Below are 23,502 nucleotides of genomic sequence, written 5' to 3' on the forward strand. Positions count from 1 at the left end.
ACAAGTTTCACTGTCAGGGGGAACTACCCTCCGCTTCGGGACATCCGGAAGCGCCCTGCATGGCATACAGAAACGCCTCATGAATAAATAAGGGAGACACTCACGGTGAGCAAAGCTTTGTCTGGACTTCACGGGCCGCTCTTGCAGGCGGCACTGTGCGTCACTGCGCTGTGTGGATCGGCCGGAACGGCGTGGTCATTCAATATCGATGCCGGCAGTTCGGATCTGAAGATCCGATGGGACAACACCTTTCGCTACAACCTCGGCATTCGCGCCGAGGATTGCGATCCCGACATCTGCGGGGACGGTTCGGGACGGGGCGATGTCACGGCCTATCAGTCGGACCGCAAGTTCGCCAACGCCGGCGATATCGTCACCAATCGGCTCGACCTGCTTTCCGAATTCGACTTCATCTATAAGCGCTACCACGGCTTTCGCGTGAGCGGAGCGGCATGGTTTGATGCGGCGTATACCGACCGAGTCAAGGGCGATCCGGCATTGGATGCCTCTGGCGTCGGAATGGGCGCAGGGCAGACGGGCGGGTCGTACTCCGGTTACACCAAACGCTGGAACCGCGGGCCGTCGGGCGAAATCCTCGACGCCTTCCTGTTTACCAAGCTGGATATCGGCGAGGTGCCGATCAACATCAAGCTGGGCAAGCACAATATCTATTGGGGCGAGTCGCTGTTCTCGGCCGTAGGTGGTGTCGCGTACAACCAGGGGCCGCTCGACTTCCGCAAGGCTCTGGCGAATCCCGGTGTTGAGGCCAAGGAGGTGTTCAAGCCTCTCAACCAACTCTCGTTCTCGACACAACTGACGCCGAGCGTCAACCTGGCCGGTCAGTATTTCTTCGACTGGAAACCGACCGAACTGCCGGACGGTGGCACTTACTTCGGCGCTGCAGATGGATTCGGGCTGGGGGGCAAGGGGACGATCTTCGGGGTGCCGACCGTGATCAGCGATCGGCCCGACAAGAAGCGTGGCGATTGGGGGCTCGCCCTGCGCTGGAATCCGGCCTGGCTCGACGGGACCGCGGGTCTCTACTATCGAGAGTTCACCAACAAGTTCCCACAACTCGTTTCGACCCCAGCCGGATTCGGTATCGATTTTTCGTCCGAAGAGCGCGAAAAACTGATCGGTTTCAGTCTGGCGAAGCAGCTGTGGGGGATCTCGTTCGGCGCGGATCTGACCTACAGACCCGATGCCGTGCTGGCGGCGACGCCCTTCGTGACCTTCGTTGCGGACGGCGCCCCGGATTCGAGCTGGAAGCCGACCGGCAATGTCTACACCGGCGTGCTGAACGCGATCGCCTACTTCGGCGCGAATCCGGTGTTCGATTCTGCGGCATTGACGACGGAAATCAACTATGCACGGCTGCTGAAGGTCACGGACAACCCCCACAACTATAACGGGGTGGGCTACAACTGCGTACAGCCACGAGAGTACGCATGCCCCACCGACTATGCGGTTGGGTTCAACGTGCTCTTCGAGCCGAAATGGTTCCAGGTGATGGACGGTGTCGATGTGTCGATGCCCATGTCGTTCAACCGCGGACTGAAAGGAAACTCCCCTGTCATCTTCGGGGACAACGAAGGCCAGGGTTCCTGGAGCGTCGGCCTGAAGGCCGACGTCTTCAATCAGTATGCGATCACCCTCAAATACAACGGCTTCATTGCAAAGCATGCACGCGATGAGCTGGGCGCCTTCAGCGACAACAATTCCTCCCTTGGAAAGTACTGGGACCGGGATTGGGTATCGCTGACTATCAAGACCACGTTCTGAGCGCGATCTGCGGATTGCATAACGAAGAGGGGACTACATCATGAATCGTCTTTTCAGGCTGGCAGCCGTTGCGCTGGCCATCATGGGGGCAGGGGCGGCGTCGGCCGATATCAAGCCCGAGGAAATCAAGCAACTGGGCGACACGTTGACGCCCTGGGGGGCCGAGAAGGCCGGCAACAAGGACGGCACCATTCCCGCGTACACCGGGGGGGTGACGAAACCGCCGGCGTCGTATGACCCGGCGAAGAAGGGTGTCCTCACCGATCCGTTTGCTGATGAGAAGCCGCTCTACTCGGTGACGGCGGCCAACATGGCGCAGCATGCGGACAAGCTCAGCGAAGGCGTGAAGGCGGCCCTTGCGAAATACCCCGAGGCCCGGCTCGACGTATACCCGAGTCATCGCACCACAACCTACCCGAAGTGGGTCATCGACAATACCCTGAAGAACGCGACCCAGTGCAAGGAGGCGGGGCCGAGGCTCGAGAACTGCGTCGGCGGCTTGCCCTTCCCGATTTCCAAGACCGGTACCCAACTCATCTGGAACCACCAGCTCGCCTTCCAGGGGGCGACCGTGGGCGGACGTGTGGCCACCGTCTTCACCGATGCCTCCGGTCGGACTCTGGTGATGGGGGTGAATGACTACTGGTTCGACTACCCCTACTACGCAGCCAGTAACAACGGGAACAATGTGGAGATCCACAAGCGCATCCGCTACGACTACGTGGAGCCTGCCCGGGTCGCCGGCGAGAAGATCCTGCTGCACTACAAGATCGACAACTCGCCGACCAGCGTCTGGCAGTACCTGCCCGGCCAGCGGCGCACCAAGCTGTCGCCGGATCTTGCCTACGACACGCCGCACCCGCAGTCGGGAGGCACGGCGGGGATGGATCAGCTCTATGGATTCGACGGTCCGACCGATCGCTTCGACTTCAAGATCGTAGGCAAGAAGGAAATGCTCATCCCGTACAACAACTTCAAGCTCTTCAGCGAAGAGTGCTCGGTGGACAAGTATTTCCGCAAGAACTTCCCCAACCCCGACTGCGTGCGCTGGGAATTGCATCGGGTATGGGTGGTCGAGGGCACGCTCAAGGAAGGCAAGCGGCACATTTTCTCGAAGCGTGTTCTCTACATGGATGAGGACACCTACAACGTCGGCGTGTACGACAACTATGACATGTCGGGGAAGATCTACCGCTTCGCCATCCAGACGGGCGTCCCTGGCTACAACGATCCGGAACTGGGCATGTCGGGCTTGACGACGATGCATTTCGATCTTCAGACGGGCGCATGGCTGACGGACAACTTTCCGTCGCCCTACGCCCCCGTCAAGGGAAGCGCGAACATCAACGCCAAGCTGCCTGAACTGGAGTGGCAATCTGGCGCACTTTCCGGCGGCGGCATCCGCTGAGCATCGAGGAGGCCTGCATGTCCATGCGCAGCAAGATGCATTGCCTGGTGTTCCTGGCGGGTAGTCATTGCGCCTTGTCGGCATTTGCCTACCAGGACCCGCTGAGTCTGCCAGCGGAATCGAGCGCACTCGCCTCAAGGGCCGCCTTGACCGCGATGACCCGTGCAGGCGATCGGATCGTGGCAGTGGGGCAGCGCGGAATCGTGATTCATGCCGACTCGTCGAAGCCAAAGCTGCATTGGCATCAGGCCTCCGTTCCGGTGAGTACGGATCTCACAGGCGTGACGTTTCCCACGGTTCGCGAAGGCTGGGCGGTCGGACACGGCGCCGTCGTGCTGCGCAGCGCCGACCAGGGTGCCACGTGGGTGAAGCTGGTCGACGGCAGGACGCTCGGCGAGGCAGCCCTGACGCATTACGAATCCTCGGCCGTCAACCTATCTCCTGAGCGTCGCGAGTCTCTGCTTGCGCAGGCCAGGCGGCTTGCGGAGGAAAAGGAGACGCAGCCGTTTCTGGACGTTTGGTTCAAGGACCCCAGGACCGGTTACGTCGTCGGCACCTTCAACCGGATCTTCCGCACCGACGACGGCGGCGAGCACTGGACACCGCTGATCGACGCGACCGACAACCCGGAGGAACTGCATTTCTATGCGGTACGTGGGGCCGGAGACGAACTCTACCTCGCTGGTGAACGCGGCATGGTGTGGCGCTGGGATGAGGCGCGGTCCGCTTTCGTAGACGTTCGCACGCCCTACGCCGGCTCGCTGTTCGGGCTGATCGTCACGCCGCAGGCCGTGCTGGCCTACGGCATGCGGGGCAGCCTGTACCGGTCGACCGATCGTGGCGCGCATTGGCAGCAGATCGAAACCGGGCTGCGCGCCGGCATCGTTGCCGGCGACCTGAACCCCAGCGGCGAGATCGTACTGGTCGCGCAGTCGGGAGACGCGATCGTGAGCAAGGACGGGGGCGAGACCTTCGCCCCCCTTCCTGTTGCCACACGCGAGATGGCCACCAGCATCCTTGAGGCGGCCAACGGAAGCCTCGTTGTGGTCGGGCCGGCTGGGGTGAGAGAAGAATTCGCTGGCGCAGGCCATCCAGAGCGGTCTCCGAGGTAACAGCATGCATTCCGTACACGACGATTCCCAACAGTCCGACATGCAGGTGATCTCGGATCCGCGGCTCTTCGACCGCTCATCGGGTAACCTCCTCGAGCGCCTGGTTTTCAACTACCGGGCGTGGTTCATGCTGCTGTGCATTGCGCTCACCGCAGTGCTCGGTTACCAGCTGCGTCTGCTCTACGTCAACGCCAGCTTCGAGAGCATGTTGCCGCAGAGCCATCCTTTCGTACGCAATTACCTGGAGAACCGCGATCAACTGCGTGGCCTGGGCAACACGGTTCGGATCGCCGTCGAGTCCACCGAGGGCGACATCTACGACAAGGACTATCTTGCAACGCTGGAGAGGGTGAACCAGCGGATCTTCTTGACCTCAGCCGTCGATCGTGCCTGGATGAAATCCTTGTGGTCGCCCTCGGTGATCTGGACGGAAGTCACCGAGGAGGGCTTTGCCGGCGGCACGGTCATGCCGGCATCGTACGATGGATCGGTCGGCTCGATTGCCGAACTCAGACTCAACATCGAACGTGCCGGCCTCGTCGGCACCCTGGTTGCCAACGACCATCGCTCCAGCATGATCGTCGTGCCTCTGCTCGAGCGCGATGCCGAAACCGGTCAGCGGGTGGATTACGCCAGCTTCTCACGCGTGCTCGAGGAGGTGCGGGCGGAGGTGGAGCAGGACCCGCGTTATCGCGTGCATGTCATCGGCTTCGCGAAACTGGTCGGGGAGCTGATCGAGGGCTTGGTGAAGGTGATGAGCTTCTTTGCGCTGGCAGTGGCCACCGCCGCGCTCATCATCTACATCTACACGCGTTGCGCGCGCAGCACCCTGCTCGTACTCGGTTGTTCGATCATCGCGGTGGTATGGCAACTCGGCATCATGGCGAGCCTCGGCAAGGTGATCGACCCGTTCTCCGTCCTGGTGCCCTTCCTCGTGTTCGCCATCGGCGTGAGCCATGGCGCACAGAAGATGAACGGCATCATGCAGGACATCGGCCGGGGGACTCACCGCTGGGTCGCGGCGCGCTATACCTTCCGCCGCCTGTTCCTGGCCGGACTGACCGCATTGCTGGCCGATGCGGTGGGCTTTGCCGTATTGATGATCATCGATATTCCCATCATCCGGGAGCTTGCCCTGGCAGCGAGCATCGGCGTTGCGGTGCTGGTATTCACCAACCTGCTGTTGTTGCCGGTGCTGCTGTCCTATGCCGGGGTGTCTCCGGGTGCGGCGACCCGCAGCCTGCACGTCGCCGACAAAGGCACAAGTGCGCTCGAGCGCACCAACCGGTTCCTGGTGCGCTTCACCGAACGGCGCTATGCCTTGGCGGCGGTGGCGGTGGCGACGATGCTGGCCGCGGCTGCCTTCGTCAAGAGTCTGGATGTCAAGATAGGAGATCTCGATCCTGGCGCTCCGGAGTTGCGTGCCGAGTCACGCTACAACCGCGATAACGCCTTCATCACGGCGCAGTACGGGGTCTCCAGCGACGTGTTCGCCGTGATGGTGAAGACGCCCACTGATGGTTGTCGTTCGTTCGAGACCTTGATCGAGATGGACCGACTCGCATGGCGGCTTCGTCATGTGGACGGTGTGCAGCAGACCTCCTCGCTGGTCGATATCGTTCAGCAGTTCACCGCGGGCGCGTTTGAAGGCAACCCGAAGATGATGACCGTGCCCCACAGCAGCCGCATCCTGGGGGACCGCCTCAACCAGATCCAGCAATGGAATACCGAAATGGCGAATAGCGACTGTTCGCTGATGCCGGTGTTGGCCTATCTGTCCGACCACAAGGCGGACACGCTCGAGCGCGTCGTGCAGGAAGCGTCTGCCTTTGCTGCCGCACATTCGACACCGGAGCGGCAGTTCCTGCTCGCCGCGGGCAACGCAGGCATCGATGCGGCCACCAACGAGGTGGTGAAGAACTCCAATCGCACGATGCTTTTCTGGGTTTACGGCGCCGTCGCCCTGCTGTGCTTCGTGACCTTCCGAAGCTGGCGGGCGGTGGTGGTTGCGATCCTGCCGCTGATGCTGACCTCGGTCATGGCCGAGGCGCTGATGGCGCTGCTGGGCATCGGAGTCAAGGTCGCCACCTTGCCTGTGATCGCCCTCGGCGTCGGCATCGGGGTTGACTACGCCCTGTACCTGCTCAGCGTGCAACTCGCGTATCAGCGCATGGGTCATTCGCTGGCAGAGTCGTACGAGTTCGCGCTGAACTTCACGGGCAAGGTGGTTGCACTGGTAGGTATCACCCTGGCGGCCGGTGTCGTCACCTGGGCGGTTTCCCCGATCAAGTTTCAGGCCGACATGGGCATTATGCTGACCTTCATGTTCCTCTGGAACATGATCGGCGCCCTGGTGCTGATCCCGGCGCTGTCCCATTTTCTGCTGCGCAAGGTGAAGATGCGCCACGCAGGGAGCCCGTCCCTTTCGACGAGCGCCGATTCGGTGGGGCAGGCTGCCTGAACGAGCCATGCGACGGGAGCGTGCACGCACTCCAGGTGAGGACGTGTTCCGTCGATGACGCCCCAATGGCTGTCCGTCCCTGGTGAACGAGGCCCAGGCTGGTTCGTCGCGTGGCGAGAAAGGAGTTGGTGATGCGCAAGTGGTGGGACCGGCGGCAAGGCATAGGGTGCAGTATCGCGGCGTGGGTCGGGCTGTGAGTAGCGGTCTGGGGCACGTTGTCGGGTAGCGCCTGGGCTACGTCTGCCCTGGTCGATGAGGATGCCACGGGGAGCGTCGCCTTCGATCGGAACGCCCATCCGGGCAAGGCCCTATTCGAACGGTACTGCGCCGCTGGCAGTAAGTGTCCCGCGGTCAATGGCGTCACGGCGCGAGGCGGGTCGATGAGCGGGCCCGGCGCGTTGGTGACCGATGGGCATGTGGTGGTGAACTCCGGCTATGCCTTTGGCGGGCATATGCCGGGTAACGCCTTGCTGGTGTTCAGCATTGAAGGACGCTAGGCCGCTGCTGCGGCCCGCCATCGCGTTGGCGCCGCTCAGACCCTGAAGCGTTCCACCAACGAGCGCAATGTCTGCGAAGCACGATCGAGATTCTTGGAGATCGTGGCGGCGCTCGCCCCGATGGAACAGGTCTCTTCGCTCATCCGGGCGACGGCGTGCACCCGGCAGGCAATGTCCTGTGCCGCGACATCCTGCTCGGCCAAGGATGACGAGACTTCTTCCACCGAGCTGTTCACCGATCTGGCGCTGTTACGGATCTCCGAAACATGTCTTGCCGCCTGCTCCGAGAGCGCGCGACCGCTTTGCGCTCGAGTTACGACGCTCTCGACATCGGCGATCGTGCTCCGTACCGAGTCCTGCATGGTCAGGATCATGCGCCCGATCTCCTGGGCCGAAGCCGTGGTGCGTTCCGCCAGTTTGCGAACCTCGTCCGCCACGACGGCGAACCCACGCCCCTGTTCGCCTGCGCGCGCCGCCTCGATGGCCGCGTTCAGGGCCAACAGGTTGGTCTGACCCGCAACATCCGTGATGACCTCGACGATCAGTGAGATCTTTTCGGATTCCCTGCTGAGATCATTGACCCTCTCCCCTGTGCGGGTGATCTGCGTAGCCAGCAGCTCCATCTCCTGCGCGGTCTTCTCGATGATCTCGGCCCCGGCGCTTGCAGCGTGGCCGGCACGCTGGGACCGTTCCAGGACGTCCTTGGTGCTCACCGAGATGTGACTGATACCGGTCGTCATGTGCTCGACCGACGCGGCCATCGAAGAGGCCAGGTTGCTTTGCGTGCCGGCTGCGCCCGCGACCTGGTCTGAAATGGACATCGCCTGCTGCGACGCGAGACTGATGGCTTCGGTGCTCGCCGTCATGTCCTTCAAGGATGCCTGAAGGCGGTCGAGAAGCCCGTTGAAGGCCCTCGTGGTTTCCGCGGTTTCATCCCGGCCCTTCACCGGGCTGCGCTTGGTGAAGTCGTTGGTGCTGGCCACTTCGATGATCGTGGCGCGCATCAGACCGAGTGCACCGATGATGCTCCTTGCGATGATGCCGCTCATCGCGAACAGTGCGATCACGGCCAGGATCGAGATCGCGAGAATTCCGTTCCGAGCACCGTCGATCGCGTGGTCGCCTGCCAGGCGCGAATGTTCCGCGGCTTCCCGGTTCATCGTGATCAGCCTTTCCAGCGGTTCGCGGAAGAGGGCTGCGCCCACTATCCACCGGTCCGAGCTCGTCCGAAAGTTGACGAGGTTGTGGCGCAGGACCGACCAGTCGGAGGATCGGGCCAGGGTCTGAAGGATTTCACGATGCAAGCTGTCGAAGGCATCGTGTTCCTTGTGCAATTCCTTGACCTCGGCCCAGCGCCTGGCTTCCTCATCGCCCTTCGGTAGCCCATCGTAATGGGCAAAAGCCTGGGTCGCGGCCACATCGACTTGTTCCAGGGACTTGGTGATTTCTTTGTAAAAGGTCAACACTTCAGCCAACCCGGCGTCGGTGTCGGCCACGGATTCGTAGATGTCCGGCTGGAATGCCGCCCCTTCGAGGATCAGCCGCGTGGCATCAAGCTGCGTTACGCGCAGCGCGCCGAGCGCGATGAGCGCTGGCACGCTTCCATCGCTGATGTCATGCATCGCCCCTCCGACCTTGTGTATGCCCAGCCAGCCGGAGAGGCCGACGAGAACGAGCGTCACAACGGCACACGCGATGACCAGATACAGTTTTACCTTGACTGTCAGATTCTGCATTCCGTTTCCTTGCGCACCTATTTCGCGTTGTTCAGGATTCGTGTCATTCGGGGCCGGTCCGGCTGGCAATACGATCAGCTTCGCTGGCGGACTGGGACGCGACTCGTATGGTGTGGAAGCGGGCCGCCCGCTGGCGGTGGTGGCCGAGGCCCGGACGGCTGCATGCGCGAGTTGTCTCGTGGTGTTCGAAGTACTGCAAGCGCTTCGGTCAGCCCGGCAACGAATCGCCTTGCCTAGGGTTGATGTACGGAAAGGAGCGACGTCCGCGAGCCTCCCGTTGAAGCCCTCCAACACATCCGGCAGGCCACCACGCCTGCCGGCGTGAGTGCTATCAGCCGGCTGCGAAGCAATAGGTTGCGATCTTGTTCCCGTCCGGGTCGCGCACATACGCGGCATACGCGCTTGGGGCCACGGGGCGGGGGCCGGGGGCACCGGCGCACACCCCGCCGTTAGCCAGCGCGGCCTTGTGGAAAGCGTCGACTGCGGCGCGAGTGGGCGCTGCGAAGCTGATGGTAATACCGTTGCCTGCGGTGGCAGGGTTCCCGTCAATGGGCTTGATGACCATCAACTCGGGCGCCTCGGCGCCGTAGAACGACGCCTGCTCCAGATCGCCGAGACGCTTGAGGCCCAGCGCGCCGAGCGTGACGTCATAGAAGCTGCGGGCGCGATTGATGTCGTTGGTGCCGATCGCGGTATGTGTGTAGATGGGCATGGTCTGCTCCGGATGAAGTGGGTAATGGGTGGGTGACGGGTGACGCGCGGGCCGTATTGCATCCGGCGTGACACGCACGCGTGCGAGATGCCGGTGACGCTGCACAGCCCCACCGCAGGCTAGTGCAGACCCCGGCCGGCACTTGCTTGCGCAGGAACTTTGCGATGTCTTTGGGTGCACCCGCAGGCTGCTCGACCGTTTATCTGCACAATGCAAGATCGAACGCGGCTTGAGACAAGGTCCATTCCGCCTGCTGTCTAGACTGTTGCAATGTCATCGGCTACCACGGGGGCGGCGGAAGCCATGCTGTCATCTGCGCGGTTTGACCAAAGAACGAAGGCGGACGTCCCGACGGTGCTCTCGCATGCACGACGTTCGCGTGACCCATGGAGGTGGTGTGATGGTGCGGCGACTTGAGGGGAAGGTGGCGGTTGTGCTCGGTGCGTCGGCTCCTGCGGGAACTGGCTGGGCGATCGCGGAGCGCTTCGCGAGTGAAGGCGCAAGAGTTATCGTCGCTGCGCGACGCGAGGCGTCACTGCAGCATTTGGCCGAGCGCATTAGCGGGATCGCTCAGCCTTGTGACGTTGCGGACGATGCGGCTATTGCGCGGTTGGCCCGGGTCGCAGTCGAGCGCTATGGCCGGCTCGATGTCGCGGTCAATGCGGCGGGCCTGCCCGTGGGCGGCACCATCGCCAACACCCCCACCGAAGCGCTCCTGCAGTCGACCGAGATCAACTACCACGGCAGCGTGCACTTCGTGAGGCACATGGCGGCGGCGATGGAGAACGGCGGCTCGATCATCCTGTTTTCCTCGATGGCCGCCACCCACCCGCTCGAGCATGTCTATGCCTACGCATGTGCCAAGGCGGCGGTCGACTGCCTGGTGCGCTACGCGGCGCTCGAGTACGGCCCCCGAGGGGTACGCGTGAACTCCATCCTGCCCGGCGCCATTCGCTCGGAGATGTCTTCGGCCCTGTGGTCGGTGGATGGGATGGAGGCGAGTTACGCGGGCGAGTGTCCCCTCGGCCGCATCGGCGAGCCGGCCGACTTCGCCGACGCGGCACTGTGGCTTGCCGGAGACGCTTTCGTCACCGGTCTGAACCTTCAGGTGAGTGGCGGCAACCAGTTGACCCGCTTTCCACGCAGTGACGAGCGCCCCGCATTGACGGGGACCGATCCCACCAGTGGAGCATGACCCCATGCGATCGAGGGCGGAGGCAATGGAAATGAATGAAACCTATGATGTGGTCGTTGCCGGGTCGGGATCCGCCGGCATGACCGCGGCGGCGCGCGCCACGGATCTGGGACTGTCGGTGCTCGTGCTGGAAAAGGCGCACAAGTTCGGGGGGACCTCGGCGACTTCCGGCGGAGTATTGTGGATCCCGAATCATGGCCTGGGCACCGACGACAGTCGCGAGGAGACGATGCGCTACCTCGATGCCGTGATCAGCGGCCCGGTACGCCGCGACCGGCTCGAGGCCTTTGTCGACCAGGGTTCGGAGATGGTCCGCTTCCTGCGTTCGATCGGCATTCCGCTGCAGGTCATGCCCTGGTCCGATTACTTCGCGGAAGTGCCCGGGGCACGGGCCGACCGTTCGCTGGTCTGCCCCATGTTCGACGGGCGCAAGCTGGGTGGGGAGTTTCACCTGCTGCGCGAGCAGTTCACCCGTTTCAAGCTGTTGAACCGGTACACGATGGACTTCGGCGAGGCCTTCGGCATTGCGGCCAAGGCGCCGGGCTGGAAGTCGACGCTCCTGCGGGTGATCGCGCGCTACTGGGCCGACCTGGGCACGCGTCGCCTCACGCGCCGTGACCGCCTGCTCAGCCTGGGGGGCGCCCTCATCGGGCCGATGCGCAAGCACCTGATCGACCGGCGAGTCGAAGTCAGACTCGGTGCGTCGGTGAAGTCCTTCCAGGTGACGGCGGGGCGGGTGAGCGGCGTCGAGGTCGAGCACCTCGGCCAGCGCCGCCTCATCAACGCGCGTCGCGGCGTGATCGTCTGCGCAGGCGGATTCGAGTGGAACCAGGAGCTGCGCAATCGCTACTTCAGCGTGCCTGGCGACAGGCGGTGGAGCAGCACCCCGGAGGAGGCCAACCGCGGAGAGCTGCTGCAGGCGGGGCTCGCCATCGGCGCCGACGTGGAGTTCATGGAAGCGGGCTGGTGGGTACCGACCATGAGCAAGCCGATCCCCGGCGTGTCGAACTTCGAGGAGATTCACCAGGCGGTCTTCGATGTAGGCCGGCCACACAGCGTGTGCGTGAATCGCAACGGCGACCGTTTCGTAAACGAGGCCTGCGGCTACGACCGGTTCGGGAACGCGATGGTCCAGGACGACCTGAAAACGGGAAAGAACGCGCCGTGCTGGCTGGTTTTCGATGCCAGGTTCCGGAGCAAGTTTCCGGCCGGCGGTTACATGCCGTCGCCCATCATGCCGGATCGGGCGATCGGCCCCGACCAGTGGGATCACTACATCTTCAAGGCGCCCACCCTGACCGAACTGGCGCGAAAGATCGCGCTCGATCCCGTCAAGCTGCAGCAGGTCGTCGCGAAGATGAACGAGTATGCCCGTACCGGGATCGACCCGGAGTTCGGCCGCGGCAGCAACGATTACGACCGGACGTTCGGCGACGCGAATGTGAAGCCCAATCCGTGTCTGGGGCCGATCGACCAGGCGCCGTTCTACGCCATCGGGATCAATCTCGGTGACCTGGGCACCAAGGGCGGATTGAAGGCAGATGCGCGCGCACGGGTGTTGAACCAGGGCGGGCAGCCGATCCCCGGCCTCTACGCTGCGGGCAACGCTTCGGGTTCACCGTTCGGCAACTGCTATCCCGGCGCCGGCGGCACGATCGGGCCGGCCATGGTGTTCGGCTACATTGCCGCCAACGATCTCGCCGCGGATGCGGCTGACGCGCCTGTGGCTGCCTCATCGTACCCGCTCGGTACGATCGCCAGTTCGGCAAGGGCGCAGACGTCCTCAGACAAGGTGGCGTGACCCCCCGACCTATGCTTGAGCCACCCAACTGACACCTGTCCGAACTGGAGGTAATTGCAGAGATGGCTCAAGAGAACGAGATTGTGGTTAATTCCGAGAACGCATGGCGTCTTGAGGCGACGCGGCCGAAGACCTGGCAAAAAGGCGTCCGCCAGGGTGACGCCAGCAAGTACTTCATGATTTCCTGCGATACGCACCTCAATCCCCCGGTAACACTGTTCCGTGACCGGCTGGATGCGAAGTGGCATCACCTGTTGCCGCGCGTCGAGAAGCGCGATAACGGTGATCGCTTCATCATCATGCCTGGCGCGCGACCGGAACGTCTCATCGACTTCCCGTTTCAGGGCGAGGATCTGCTGCGCTCGCGAGCCGGCGGGGACTCGATGTCTGCGCCCGGCTCCGGTGTAGTCGGCCTGCAGCGCATCGTCGACCAGGAGATGGACGGGGTCGATGGTGAAGTGATCTTCCCTAACGGCCCGGCGCTGCTGATGTGGTCGTCCGGCGACAGCGAGTTCGTTTCGGCGCAGTGCGCGGTCTGGAATGACTGGGTATGGGATGTCTGCGGTCCCTACGTCGACCGCTGCAGCCCCGCCGCCGCACTATGCACTGCGGACATCGAAGGCGCAGTGCGCGAGGTGCAGCGTGTGGCGAAGAAAGGATTCCGCGTGCTGACGCTGCCGTGCAAGCCGATCTGGGGCGAGCACGACGTGGCGCACATCAACTACAACCTGCCGGTGTTCGATCCGCTCTGGGCGGCGATTCAGGACGCCGACCTGACGATTACCTACCACGTCTCCACGGGCAAAGACCCTCGTGCCGCGCGGGGCAATGGCGGAGCCATCATCAACTATGTTGTCCATTCGCTGGCGCCTACCATCGAACCGGTCGTCAGCATGTGCGCCTCCGGCGTGTTCGAACGCTTTCCGAAGCTGCGCGTCGCCTCGATCGAGGCCGACGCGGGCTGGGTACCGTGGATGATGGGCAAGATGGACGAGGCTTACCTGAAGCACCACTTCTGGGTCCGTCCGAAGATGAAGCGCTTGCCGAGCGAGTACTACCGCAGCAACTGTTACGCCTCGTTCGGCGAGGACGACGCGGCGCTGGCCGTGGTGGAGCGGTTCGGCCTCGACGACAACTTCATGTGGGCGAACGACTATCCGCACCACGAAGGATCGTGGCCCCATTCGGCGGAATCCATCGAACGCAGCTTCGGCGACGGACTGAAGGAGACGACCCGGGCCAAGCTGCTCGGCCTGAATGCAGCCAAAGCGTTCCGATTCCCGATTCCGGAGCGGTATCGAGACTGAGTTCGCTGGTTCTGGAAACATACTTGGCCCACCGCAATGCTGGCTGAAGTCGTGCGGTGGGCCAAGTGACTTTCGATGGCGTGCCGGGCATGGAAGAGCTGTTACGCAGCTACGGCTTTCAGGACGAATCGCACCGCGCTACCCTTGCTCGGGCGGCTTCGAGCGTCGCCGATCAGCCCACGTGTTTCCCGCGGTCGCGCCAGAACGGGGCGCGCAGCAGCCGGCGCAATACCTTCCCGCCGGCATTGCGCGGCAGTTCGGCCACCAGGTCGATGGATTTCGGTGTCTTGTAGCCCGCGAGGTGTTTGCGCGCAAACGCGATCACGGCGTTCGCGTCGAACTGGGTGTCGGGTGCAGGCACGATGATGGCTTTTACTTCCTCCCCCCACTGTTCCGACGGCACGCCGATGACGGCGGCGTCCGAGACATGGGGGTGGCGCAGCAGGACGTTCTCCACCTCGAGCGGATACACGTTCTCTGCACCGGAGATGATCGTGTCCTTGGCGCGGTCGATGACCGTGAGGTAACCGTCGCGGTCGAGCACGCCGATGTCGCCGGTGCGCAAACAGCCATCGGCGGAGATCGCTTCAGCGGTGGCCTCCGGCCGCTGCCAGTAGCCGGCCATTACCGCGCGTGAGCGCACGACGATCTCGCCGGCCTGTCCCGGTGGCAGGCGCTTACCCTGACCGTCGACGATGCCAAGCTCGACCCCCAGCATCGCTCGCCCTGCAGACGCGAGACGATGGGCAACCGCATCGCGGTGGTCGTCGGGCGTCAGTGCTACGACCCCGCCGGAAGCCTCGGTCATGCCGTACATCTGGGTGAAACCGCAGCCGAGGCGTGCAACCGCCCGCTCCAGCAGCCCCGGCGCGATCGGGGAACCTCCGTAGGTAACGTAGCGCAAGTCCGGCGCGGGCGTGGTCGCCGCGGCGGGATGCTCGAGTAGCATGCGCAACGCCGTCGGCGCGAGCAGCATGTGCGTTGCGCGGGCGCTCGCCAGAAGCGCCCAGACCTCGCCGGCGTCGAACTCGCGCCCGATCACAAGGCGCCCGCCGCTGTGCAGCCCGAACAGTCCGTAGGCGGTACCCGCGATGTGGGCCACCGGCATCACGACCAAGCTCGTATCGCCTGGGCGCGGAAACCAGCCGAGCCCGGCGCGCAGCCCCGGCTCGCGCAGGGCGAGTACATTGGCGTGCGTCAGCATGGCGCCCTTGGGGGCCCCGGTGGTGCCCGAAGTGTAGATCTGCAGCACGACGTCGTGGACACCGGGGCGTACCGGCGGCATTGCGCCGCCGCGCGGATCCAGCAGCGCGGCCCAGTTCGCCTCGTCAGCGAGCGACTGCACGGGGGCGATGGCGAGCCGCCGGACAAGTGCGTGGCCCTGCGCCTCGAACAGATCGTCGACGAAGAGATGCGCGACCTGCGCGTCGCCGAGGATGAAGGCCAATTCATCGGATGCAAGGCGCCAGTTCAGCGGAACCAGCACCAAGCCGGCCTTGGCGGCGGCGAACACGAGCTCGAAGTACCGATCGCTGTTCTTGCCCAGGTAGCCGATGCGGCTACCGGGCTCGGGGTTGAGCCGCCTCAGCGACGCTGCGAGCAGGTTGGTCCGTCTGTCGAATGCGGCATAGGACGTCACGCGTCCTTCGAATTCAAGTGCGGCATCGTGTGGCCGGGCCTCGGCGTGATATGCGAGCAAGTCCGGCAGGGTTTGCATCCGGGAGAAGTCCAGCATGGTGTCGACGTCAAGTACGTTAGCTTGCTTCGCGCGCCACATGCACGCGCCGATACTTTCCTTGCAGGTAAAGCAGGGGGTCGCGGGATGGGTCGAAGAGCACGCGCGTAATGCGGCCGACCACGATCAGGTGGTCCCCGCCTTCGTGCATTTCCTCGATGGAGCATTCGAAATTGGCCATCGCATCGAGAATGACTGGAACCCGAAGGTCCCACATTTCATAGTCGAGGCTGACAAAGCGGTCCGCGGTCCTGGAGGCGAAGGTGTTCGAGATCGCCTGCTGCCCGATGTGCAGGATGTTGACTGAGAAAGCTCCCCGTTCGCGCAGCGCCGCCACGCTGGCGGACTCGCGCTTCACGCAGAACAGCACCAGGGGTGGGTCCAGCGAGACCGAGGTGAATGAGTTGGCCGTGAAGCCGAGCGGTTCGCCCTCTGGCGTCGTCGTCGTTATGACGGTGACGCCCGTCGTGAAGCAGCCCAGCGCATCTCGCAATATGCGGGGTTCGATGCCACCCTGAGGGCGTGCCCCAGGCCGGGGCACAACGCGTTCGAGGAACTCGAGAATGGTGGCGTCGAAGGCGTCGTTGCGGTCGCCGACAATCGCGCCGCCGACGCCGGCAAGGTCGGCGCATTCCCCGTGCGGCACCAGCTCACGGAAGCCGGCGACGCTCTCGTCGTCGACGATCGCGCTGTCTTCCCCGCGCACAAGAAGAGTCGGGATCTTCAGCCCGGTGGCTGCAGAGGTGAGCCGCTGCAGTGCGGGCAGGCGCACCGACTCGTTCTCGGTGAAGGCACGGTAAGCAGGATCGATGTGCCAGCGGAAGCGCCCGTCGTCCGCACGCCGCAGATGGCGGTGGATCTCGGTCACCTCGGGCCGCACGCCTGCGGGCAGAAAAGTTGCGACTGCATCGGCGGCAGCCTCGGCACTGGCGAAACCCGCCCTGTCGACCGTCATCAGCGCCGCCATGCGGTCCAGGCCCTCGCGTGCCATGCGCGGTGCGGCATCGACCAGCACGAGCGCGCAGGCGATCGGCTCGTATTGCTCGCCGACCGCGACCAGGGCAGCCAGCCCGCCCAAGCCCGCGCCGACGATCGCCGGGCGCGACGGCAGTTGTGCGACGACCGCGATGACGTCCTGCACGAGATCGCCGAGGTCGTAGTGTCGTGTGGGGGACCAGTCGCTTTCGCCGTGCCCGCGCAGATCGAGCGTGACGACATAGCGGCCGGCGGCGGCGAGCGCCTTGGCTGCGCGCGACCAGGCAGTGCGGGTTTGGCCGAAGGCCGGTAGCAGCAGGACGGGCGGCCAGGACGGGTCCCCGCGAACTTCGGCCGCCAGCGTGATGCCATCGAAACCGTTGAAGTGTTGAGTCATTTTCGTAGGCGCCCTCATATTCCCAAGCTTCAATCCACTCGTCAGCTTGCGCGCGGCTTGCCTTTTTCGGCGACACGGTTGATTTCAAACTCATCCTGCGCAGACATCGCCAGTTCCTCTCTCCTGAACATTCAATAGAGCGCGCCAACCAGCCCGCCGTCGACAGTAATCAGCTGTCCGGTAATGTAGCTGGCCCGTTCCGAGCAGACGAACGTGGCCGTCGCTGCGATTTCTGCGGGCGTACCCTGCCGCCCAAGCGGAATGGTGGCGTCGAGCGCGGCCGACGCCGCCGCGGGCTCCTGCCCCTGTTCCCGGGCCAGCTCCGCCATCCAGGCAAGGGCCATCTCCGTGGCGATGAAGCCCGGGGCAATCGTATTGACGGTGATGCCGTAGCCGCCTAGCTCGTTGGAAAGGGACTTGCTAAGTGCCAGCGCGGCAGCCCGGGTGACGTTATCGACGATCAGCGGGATATGCCAATGCGGTTTCCTCACGCAGAATGAACCGATGGTAAGGATCCGCCCCCAATTGCGCCGTTTCATCCCCGGCACCACGGCATGGGCAAGATGCAAGGCGCTCAGCACCAGCAGATCGTATCCGTGGCGGAAGTCCTCGGGGGTGGCGCCATCGAAGTTCAGGCGTGGCGTGCCATAGACGTTCGCGACGGCAATATCGGGTTCCCCGCCGAGCACTTTCGCACAGTGAGCAACCGCGCCCGCGATCGCCTCCTTGTCGGTCATGTCGACCGAAAGGCCCTCGGCAACGCCACCCGCGGCCCGGATCGCGGCCACCGTTTCGTCGATCGCCTCCTGACCGCGCGCGACGACCAGCACCCGGGCCCCTTCCCGCGCCAGCTCTTCGGCCGTCGCACGCCCCATGCCCTTGCTGCCGCCGCTTACAAGCGCGATCTTGTCACGCAATCCAAGATCCATTTGATGCTCTCCCATACCGGTATTGAGGATCAGTATTTTCGTTAGCCGTCGGGTTGCCCGAAGTCGTTGAGGCGCGAGGTCGCTTCGCGGGACGTCACGCATACTCCGAGACTTCATCCTACCTACTGGGTTGCGCGCGGCTTGTCCTTTGCGGGGGTTTGAATTGTCGCAAACGCAAGAGTCTGTCCGGCCCGGAAGATGCCCGAGTGGTGACCACGTCGGGTCCCGTGCGGTGGAGTGGCTCCGTTCCCGGGGCGTCTTGCCGTGCTTACTTTCGTCGCCGTACCTCGATGCCGGCAGCGACACGGTCCCAGGTGGCGGGGGTCACGCCTTCCTCGCGCAGTCGATATTTCAGCACCTTGCCGGTCGGGTTCTTGATGAGTTCTGCCCGGAACTCGAAATACCGCGGCACCGCGAAGTGCGGCAATCGCTCGATCGCCCAGTGGCACAGTTCCTCGTACGTCACCGTTGCGTTCTCTTGCAGCACGATCGTGGCCTTGGCTTCGTCCTCAGCGTCCTGCTGGCCGACAGCGTGCACGGTGACTTCCAGGATGTCGGGATGGGCGATGAATGTACGCTCCACCTCGAAGCTGGAGATGTTCTCGCCGCGGCTGCGCAAATAGTCCTTTGCGCGATCGACGAAGTACAGGTAACCGTTCTCCAGGCGCCCCAGGTCGCCGGTGTGCATCCAGAGGTTGCGCCACGCCTTGAGCGTTTCTTCGGGGCGCTTCCAGTAGCCCTCGAACATCAGGTTCGGCCCGCGTGGCCGGATCGCGATCTCGCCGACCTCGCCGTCGGGCACGGGCTGGTCTTCGGCATCGACGATCTTGAGGTCGAACTCACTGGCAACACGTCCGGCGCAGCGGTCGGGCGGATTGTGGTCATCGGGAAGACAGAACGACATGCGATTCGCCTCGGTCTGTCCGTAAGCGTAGGAAAAGACCTTCTGCACGCCGAAACGCTCCTGCCAGATCTCTCGGATCTCGGGTGTGATCGGCTGGCCCCAGATCATCTTGAGCTTTCCATAGCAGCGCTTCATCGCGTCGCTGTCAGGGGCGTGGGCGACATATGAAAAGATGCCGGCCATCAGCAGGGCGTGGTCTGCGCCTGCGGCTTCGATCTCCTCCCAGAACGTCGTGACCGAGAAACGCGGGGAGAGCGCGCAACGCAGGCCGTTTACCAGCGCACCAAGCACGACGCACAAGGCGGCCACATGAAAGGCGGGCAGGCAGGTCCAGCAGATTGCATCCGGTCCATGGGGGACCATCCGCAGTTCCTGATAGCCCTGCATGCACAGGTAGTTGTGGCTGAGCATGCAGCCCTTGGATGGCCCGGTTGTGCCCGAGGTGTAGGCCAGCATGGCAAGATCGGCCGGCTTCACGACGATCGGCAGGGGGGTATCATCACCGCCGCGGTGCCTATCGAACGCGGAGACTTCGAGCGGGCACGCAGGGACGTCCTTGAGGTTTCGAACGAGCACGCGTCTGACCTGCGGGAGCGCGTCGGCGATCGCGACCACGCGGTCGAGGAAGTGTTCGTCGCACAAGATCAACCGCGCGCCGGCGTCATCGACCTGATGGCGCAGGAAATCCCCTCGATAGGCCGTGTTGATCGGCACCCAGATCGCACCCAGCTTGTTGATCGCGAACCAGCTCACGAACACGTCGATGTTGGTGTCGAAGATCGTCACCACGGTATCGCCCTGCTTGACGCCGAGGGCGGCCAACTCGTTTGCGAACCGCGTCGATTCCCGATCGATCTCGCGATAGGTGCGCTTCTCTCCGGCGATATCGATGAAGACGGCCTCAGGGCTGTTGGAGGCCGCTCGCGCAAGCGCGTGGATGACGGTGTCGCGAGGCGGAAGCGGGGGGAGCGTGGCGGGCGTCCCCGCGATCGCAACGTCTGGTGCGTTGGAGTCCGACGATAGGCTCAGGCGGGTGTTGGTCGTCATTGGGTGGTGTCTCCTATGTGGGATGCTCGGACGTGCGATTTCGCTGTTCGCGGGTAGTGCCGGTGATCCGAAGCTCGTACGGCTGCTGGTGGGTAGTGACGTCCGGCCCGGCTTCAGGCGACTGGCTGCCCGGGTTGAGGCCCTTGGTGTCGCCTGGCTGCGGCGGAGGTTCTGGCTGCCGGCATGCCGATGCGCTCGTGGGAGTGTTTTCGTCTGGAAGGTCGAGCTCGTGTGATACGGACGCAATGATAGGCGAGGGTGGTGCTGGTGGCACGGCGGGTGCGTCCCCAGTCAAGTTTGTGTTCAGCGCTGGATTTGCCTTGGCGAAACAGCGCGGGCTGACGTCGTGTGCCGTGCAGCAACGCTGGTTTGCCTGGAAGCGGGGCGATCCTTACTCGTTTCGCGCCGTCGGTTCCGCGTGTCGTTCTGCGGGCAAGCTCCGGGGCGGCTGCAGACAAGGTGGGGCGGGCGTCCAGCCTATTCTTTGGACTGATGGATCGGGCTTGACTCGGTAAGCGCCGATTGCACAAAGGTTTCAAGTGCGCGGCGCGTTCGCCGCAGTGACCCGACTCCCAGTACGTCGTTGACTGCTGGGAACCAACTCCCTGGACAAGAAGGAAACACATGAACATCAAGACGATCATCGTTTTCGGCGCGACGGGTTTTCAGGGGCGGCCGCAGGTCCGCGAAGCGTTGCGTCAGGGCTACATGGTGAAGGCCGTCAGCCGCGCCCCGAAGCTGCTGGAGCAGGAGGCGGTGCTCGGCGCCACCATCGTCCGGGCCGACTACGACGATCCGGCGTCGCTGGACGCGGCCCTTGCCGGCGTCGATGCCGTGCTGTTCCAGGCTCCCTCCATGGGCGACGTGTCGCGGCTGGCTGACCAGTGTCGCAATCTCGCTGAAGCGGTCAAGCGCTCCAAGGTCCAACTGTTCGTGTTGAACTCGAGCATGTGGGCGCCGGATGAGCCGGTGGGCCAGGTGACCTTCGATGGCGTGCTGGGCATGGAAGAGTTGTTCCGGAGCTACGGCTTTCCGGTGATTACCTTCCGGCCGACGCTGTTCATGAACAACCTTCTCGGGGACTGGATCAAGCCCAATCTGCAGAAAGGTATCTATCGCTACGCCCACAAGCCGGATCTCGCCTCCGACTGGATTTGCCTCGAAGACGTGGCGAAGTTCATGGTCGCGGCGCTGAAACGCCCCGATCTGGCGGGCAGGAAGATCCACATCGGCGGTCCCGAGCGGCTTACGACGCTGGAAGTGATCGAGATCATTTCCGGGGCGATGGATCGTCCGCTGCGCTACGAGTACATGACGCCGCGCCAGTTCGGCGAACTGTTCTACGACCTCTGGGGGCCGGGTACGGGATCCACCCGCAAGGACTTCGTCGACGGGTTCGACAGCTTCTACACCTTCAACAACGAGGCGCCGCAGAAGCCGTTTCAGGCCGATGTGCAGGCCGCTCTCGAGCTGATTCCGATCGAGTTGACAGACATGCGTACCTGGGCGAACCGGCAGAAGTGGGGCTGACGATCTGGTCCGCAACCGCAAGGAGGAGCACATGGCAAAACTGATTTTCTTTCTGAAGCGCAAGCCGGGAATCACGCCGGAGCAGTTTCGCGAGCACTACGAGTGCAGCCACGTCCGTTACGCGCAGAAGTACATCGGTCATCTGCTGACCGGCTATGTCCGCAATTACCCGACCCTCGCGCTGCTCGATCCGAGCAGCGTGCCGGCCGGGGTGCAGCCGGCACCCTACGATGTCGGCTACGACGCGATCACCGAAATGCGGGTGAAGGACATGGCGGCGGTTGAGGAGATCGGCCGCATCTTCAACGACCCCGAGATCCAGCCGATCTTGAAGGCCGACGAGCGCAAGTTCCTTGACGACAAGGCCACGGTGATGATCGTCTGCGACGAAAGCAATACCGGCACCGCATTCACGCAGCCCCCGGAGTCGGTGCTCGAATGAGCGCCCGGTCGTGAGTCGCAAGGGAATGACACGTCTCGAGATTGGTGCGCCGGCGAATTTGGATAGCCTGCGCCGGGTCGAACGCGAGCCGCCTCGCCCGGGGCCGGGTGAGGTGCTCGTGCGAATCCGGGCAAGTTCGCTGAACTTCCATGACTACCTGGTTGCGAGCGGGGTGTTGCCGGCGGCCGAAGGGCGGGTCCTGCTCTCTGACGGCGCCGGCGAAGTCGTCGAACTGGGGGAGGGCGCCAGCGAATTCAAGGTCGGCGAGCGCGTCATCGGCACCTATTTCCCGGACTGGGTTGACGGCCCCCCGACTGCGTGCCGGACGGCACGCATGCGTGGCGATCACGTGGACGGTTTTGCGTGCACGTACGTTGCGCTGCCGGAAACCGACTTCACGCTTGCCCCGAAGGGGCTGGGCTTCGAAGAAGCCGCCACCTTGCCCTGTGCCGGCCTGACCGCATGGCGCGCCCTCGTGGTTGAGGGCGCCGTTAAGCCTGGGGACCGGGTTCTGGTCCAGGGTAGCGGCGGCGTCTCGAGCTTCGCGATCCAGTTCGCCAAACTCGCGGGCGCCACGGTGATCGCCACGACCTCGTCCGAGGCCAAGGCCGAACGCCTGCGAGCGCTGGGGGCCGACCATGTTGTCGACTACCTCGCTCAGCCGAATTGGAGCAGTCGAGTCCGCGACCTCAGCGATGGTGGCGTCGAGCATGTCGTCGAGGTCGTAGGGGGCAACCTGTCCCAGTCCTTGCAGGCAATGCGCACGGGCGGCTTCCTGTACATGGTCGGCGCACTCAGTCGCCAGCCTGTCCAGTTTCCCTCTCTATTGGCCATCAAGGGCAATGTCCGCGTCGTTTCCTTGACGGTGGGCAGCCGTCGCCATCAGCAGGACATGGTGCGTGCGGTGGAGGCGAGCAAACTGATTCCGGCCATGGATCGCGTATTTCGACTCGCCGAGTTGCGGGCAGCATTCGATTGCCTCACGTCTCGCAACCATATTGGAAAGATCGGTATCACGATTTGAGGTCGTCTGTCGGCCTCGATTTTCAACTGACGACAAGGAGTCATTCATGAGTATTGAGCAGGACAAGGCCAACGCCGAAACAATGCAGCGCTTCTATGGCGCGATCTTCGCCAACGACTGGGAAGGGGTCGAAAAGGTTGTTTCGAAGAACCTGACGGTCTATGAGGCCGACGGACTGCCTTACCGGGGCGAATACCACGGAATCGGGGAGCTGAAGACGCTGTTTGCCCAAGTTGTGGGCCATTGGGACGATCTGAATATCGAAGTCAAGGCGATCACCAGCGGAGGAGGCTATGTGGTGGGCGTGCTCCAGTTCAGCGGAACGTCGAAGGCAACCGGCAAGAAGATCTCGATGCCGCTCGCCGAGATCACCGAGTTCGAGAACGGTCTGATCTCGAGCATCAAGCCCGTCTATTGGGATACCAAGGCGATCTCGGAGGCGATCGCCGCCTGAGGCTGAAACTGGCATTCCGGGGGCGCTCCTTCAGGGGCGCGTCGTCCGTAGGGG

Annotated in this window: 17 protein-coding genes; 11 read left to right on the plus strand and 6 right to left on the minus strand. The window is 63.6% G+C overall.

Going from position 1 to position 23,502, the window contains the following annotated elements:
- Window positions 1-105: 105 nt before the first annotated feature.
- From AC3A35_RS04190 to AC3A35_RS04205, 4 genes are read left to right on the plus strand one after another with little or no spacing between them, the layout of a single operon-like run.
- Window positions 106-1,782, plus strand: a complete 1,677-nt coding sequence (locus AC3A35_RS04190; protein WP_487434622.1) for a DUF1302 domain-containing protein — start codon at window positions 106-108, stop codon at window positions 1,780-1,782.
- A gap of 40 nt (window positions 1,783-1,822) precedes the next feature.
- Window positions 1,823-3,190: a DUF1329 domain-containing protein gene (locus AC3A35_RS04195; RefSeq protein ID WP_487434623.1), complete on the plus strand. Its 1,368-nt coding sequence runs from the start codon at window positions 1,823-1,825 to the stop codon at window positions 3,188-3,190.
- Window positions 3,191-3,207: 17 nt separating this feature from the next.
- Window positions 3,208-4,302, plus strand: a complete 1,095-nt coding sequence (locus AC3A35_RS04200) for a WD40/YVTN/BNR-like repeat-containing protein (protein ID WP_487434624.1) — start codon at window positions 3,208-3,210, stop codon at window positions 4,300-4,302.
- Window positions 4,303-4,306: 4 nt separating this feature from the next.
- Window positions 4,307-6,763 (plus strand): efflux RND transporter permease subunit, encoded by a 2,457-nt coding sequence (locus AC3A35_RS04205; protein WP_487434625.1) that lies wholly within the window; start codon window positions 4,307-4,309, stop codon window positions 6,761-6,763.
- A gap of 532 nt (window positions 6,764-7,295) precedes the next feature.
- On the opposite strand, the gene AC3A35_RS04210 is transcribed toward AC3A35_RS04205, so the two are convergent.
- Complete coding sequence (locus AC3A35_RS04210; RefSeq protein ID WP_487434626.1) at window positions 7,296-8,996, minus strand: methyl-accepting chemotaxis protein; 1,701 nt, start codon at window positions 8,994-8,996, stop codon at window positions 7,296-7,298.
- Between the two features lie 331 nt (window positions 8,997-9,327).
- Complete coding sequence (locus tag AC3A35_RS04215; RefSeq protein WP_487434627.1) at window positions 9,328-9,708, minus strand: VOC family protein; 381 nt, start codon at window positions 9,706-9,708, stop codon at window positions 9,328-9,330.
- A gap of 400 nt (window positions 9,709-10,108) precedes the next feature.
- Here AC3A35_RS04215 and AC3A35_RS04220 point away from each other — a divergent pair, with 400 nt between their 5' ends.
- From AC3A35_RS04220 to AC3A35_RS04230, 3 genes are all read left to right on the plus strand, one after another.
- The gene (locus tag AC3A35_RS04220; protein WP_487434628.1) at window positions 10,109-10,903 is read left to right on the plus strand and encodes an SDR family NAD(P)-dependent oxidoreductase; all 795 of its coding nucleotides are present in this window, start codon (window positions 10,109-10,111) and stop codon (window positions 10,901-10,903) included.
- Between the two features lie 31 nt (window positions 10,904-10,934).
- Complete coding sequence (locus tag AC3A35_RS04225) at window positions 10,935-12,704, plus strand: FAD-dependent oxidoreductase (protein ID WP_487434629.1); 1,770 nt, start codon at window positions 10,935-10,937, stop codon at window positions 12,702-12,704.
- Window positions 12,705-12,766: 62 nt separating this feature from the next.
- Window positions 12,767-14,011, plus strand: a complete 1,245-nt coding sequence (locus AC3A35_RS04230; protein ID WP_487434630.1) for an amidohydrolase family protein — start codon at window positions 12,767-12,769, stop codon at window positions 14,009-14,011.
- A gap of 172 nt (window positions 14,012-14,183) precedes the next feature.
- Here the strand turns inward: AC3A35_RS04230 and AC3A35_RS04235 are convergent, their stop codons facing one another.
- The 4 genes from AC3A35_RS04235 to AC3A35_RS04250 all read right to left on the minus strand — a co-directional run bounded on the left by AC3A35_RS04235 (window position 14,184) and on the right by AC3A35_RS04250 (window position 20,244).
- On the minus strand, window positions 14,184-15,728 hold the full coding sequence (locus AC3A35_RS04235) for a long-chain-fatty-acid--CoA ligase (protein ID WP_487434631.1): 1,545 nt from the start codon (window positions 15,726-15,728) through the stop codon (window positions 14,184-14,186).
- A gap of 37 nt (window positions 15,729-15,765) precedes the next feature.
- A complete protein-coding gene (locus AC3A35_RS04240) occupies window positions 15,766-17,118 on the minus strand; it encodes an alpha/beta fold hydrolase (protein WP_487434632.1) in 1,353 nt (450 codons plus the stop codon).
- 131 nt (window positions 17,119-17,249) lie between these two features.
- Window positions 17,250-18,035 carry an SDR family oxidoreductase gene (locus AC3A35_RS04245; RefSeq protein ID WP_487434633.1) on the minus strand — a complete coding sequence of 262 codons (786 nt, stop codon included), beginning with the start codon at window positions 18,033-18,035 and terminating at the stop codon, window positions 17,250-17,252.
- Window positions 18,036-18,315: 280 nt separating this feature from the next.
- Window positions 18,316-20,244: an AMP-binding protein gene (locus tag AC3A35_RS04250; protein WP_487434634.1), complete on the minus strand. Its 1,929-nt coding sequence runs from the start codon at window positions 20,242-20,244 to the stop codon at window positions 18,316-18,318.
- 378 nt (window positions 20,245-20,622) lie between these two features.
- Here AC3A35_RS04250 and AC3A35_RS04255 point away from each other — a divergent pair, with 378 nt between their 5' ends.
- Genes AC3A35_RS04255 through AC3A35_RS04270 form a run of 4 tightly spaced genes read left to right on the plus strand, consistent with a single transcriptional unit; the run spans window position 20,623 to window position 23,448 of the window.
- Window positions 20,623-21,528 carry an SDR family oxidoreductase gene (locus AC3A35_RS04255; protein WP_487434635.1) on the plus strand — a complete coding sequence of 302 codons (906 nt, stop codon included), beginning with the start codon at window positions 20,623-20,625 and terminating at the stop codon, window positions 21,526-21,528.
- Between the two features lie 31 nt (window positions 21,529-21,559).
- Window positions 21,560-21,970, plus strand: coding sequence for an EthD domain-containing protein (locus AC3A35_RS04260; RefSeq protein WP_487434636.1), 411 nt, complete (start codon window positions 21,560-21,562; stop codon window positions 21,968-21,970).
- A 10-nt stretch (window positions 21,971-21,980) separates the two neighbouring features.
- On the plus strand, window positions 21,981-22,994 hold the full coding sequence (locus AC3A35_RS04265; protein WP_487434637.1) for a zinc-dependent alcohol dehydrogenase family protein: 1,014 nt from the start codon (window positions 21,981-21,983) through the stop codon (window positions 22,992-22,994).
- Between the two features lie 46 nt (window positions 22,995-23,040).
- The gene (locus AC3A35_RS04270) at window positions 23,041-23,448 is read left to right on the plus strand and encodes a nuclear transport factor 2 family protein (RefSeq protein ID WP_487434638.1); all 408 of its coding nucleotides are present in this window, start codon (window positions 23,041-23,043) and stop codon (window positions 23,446-23,448) included.
- Window positions 23,449-23,502: the final 54 nt, after the last annotated feature.

Source organism: Azoarcus sp. Soil_N_20 (assembly GCF_057656155.1).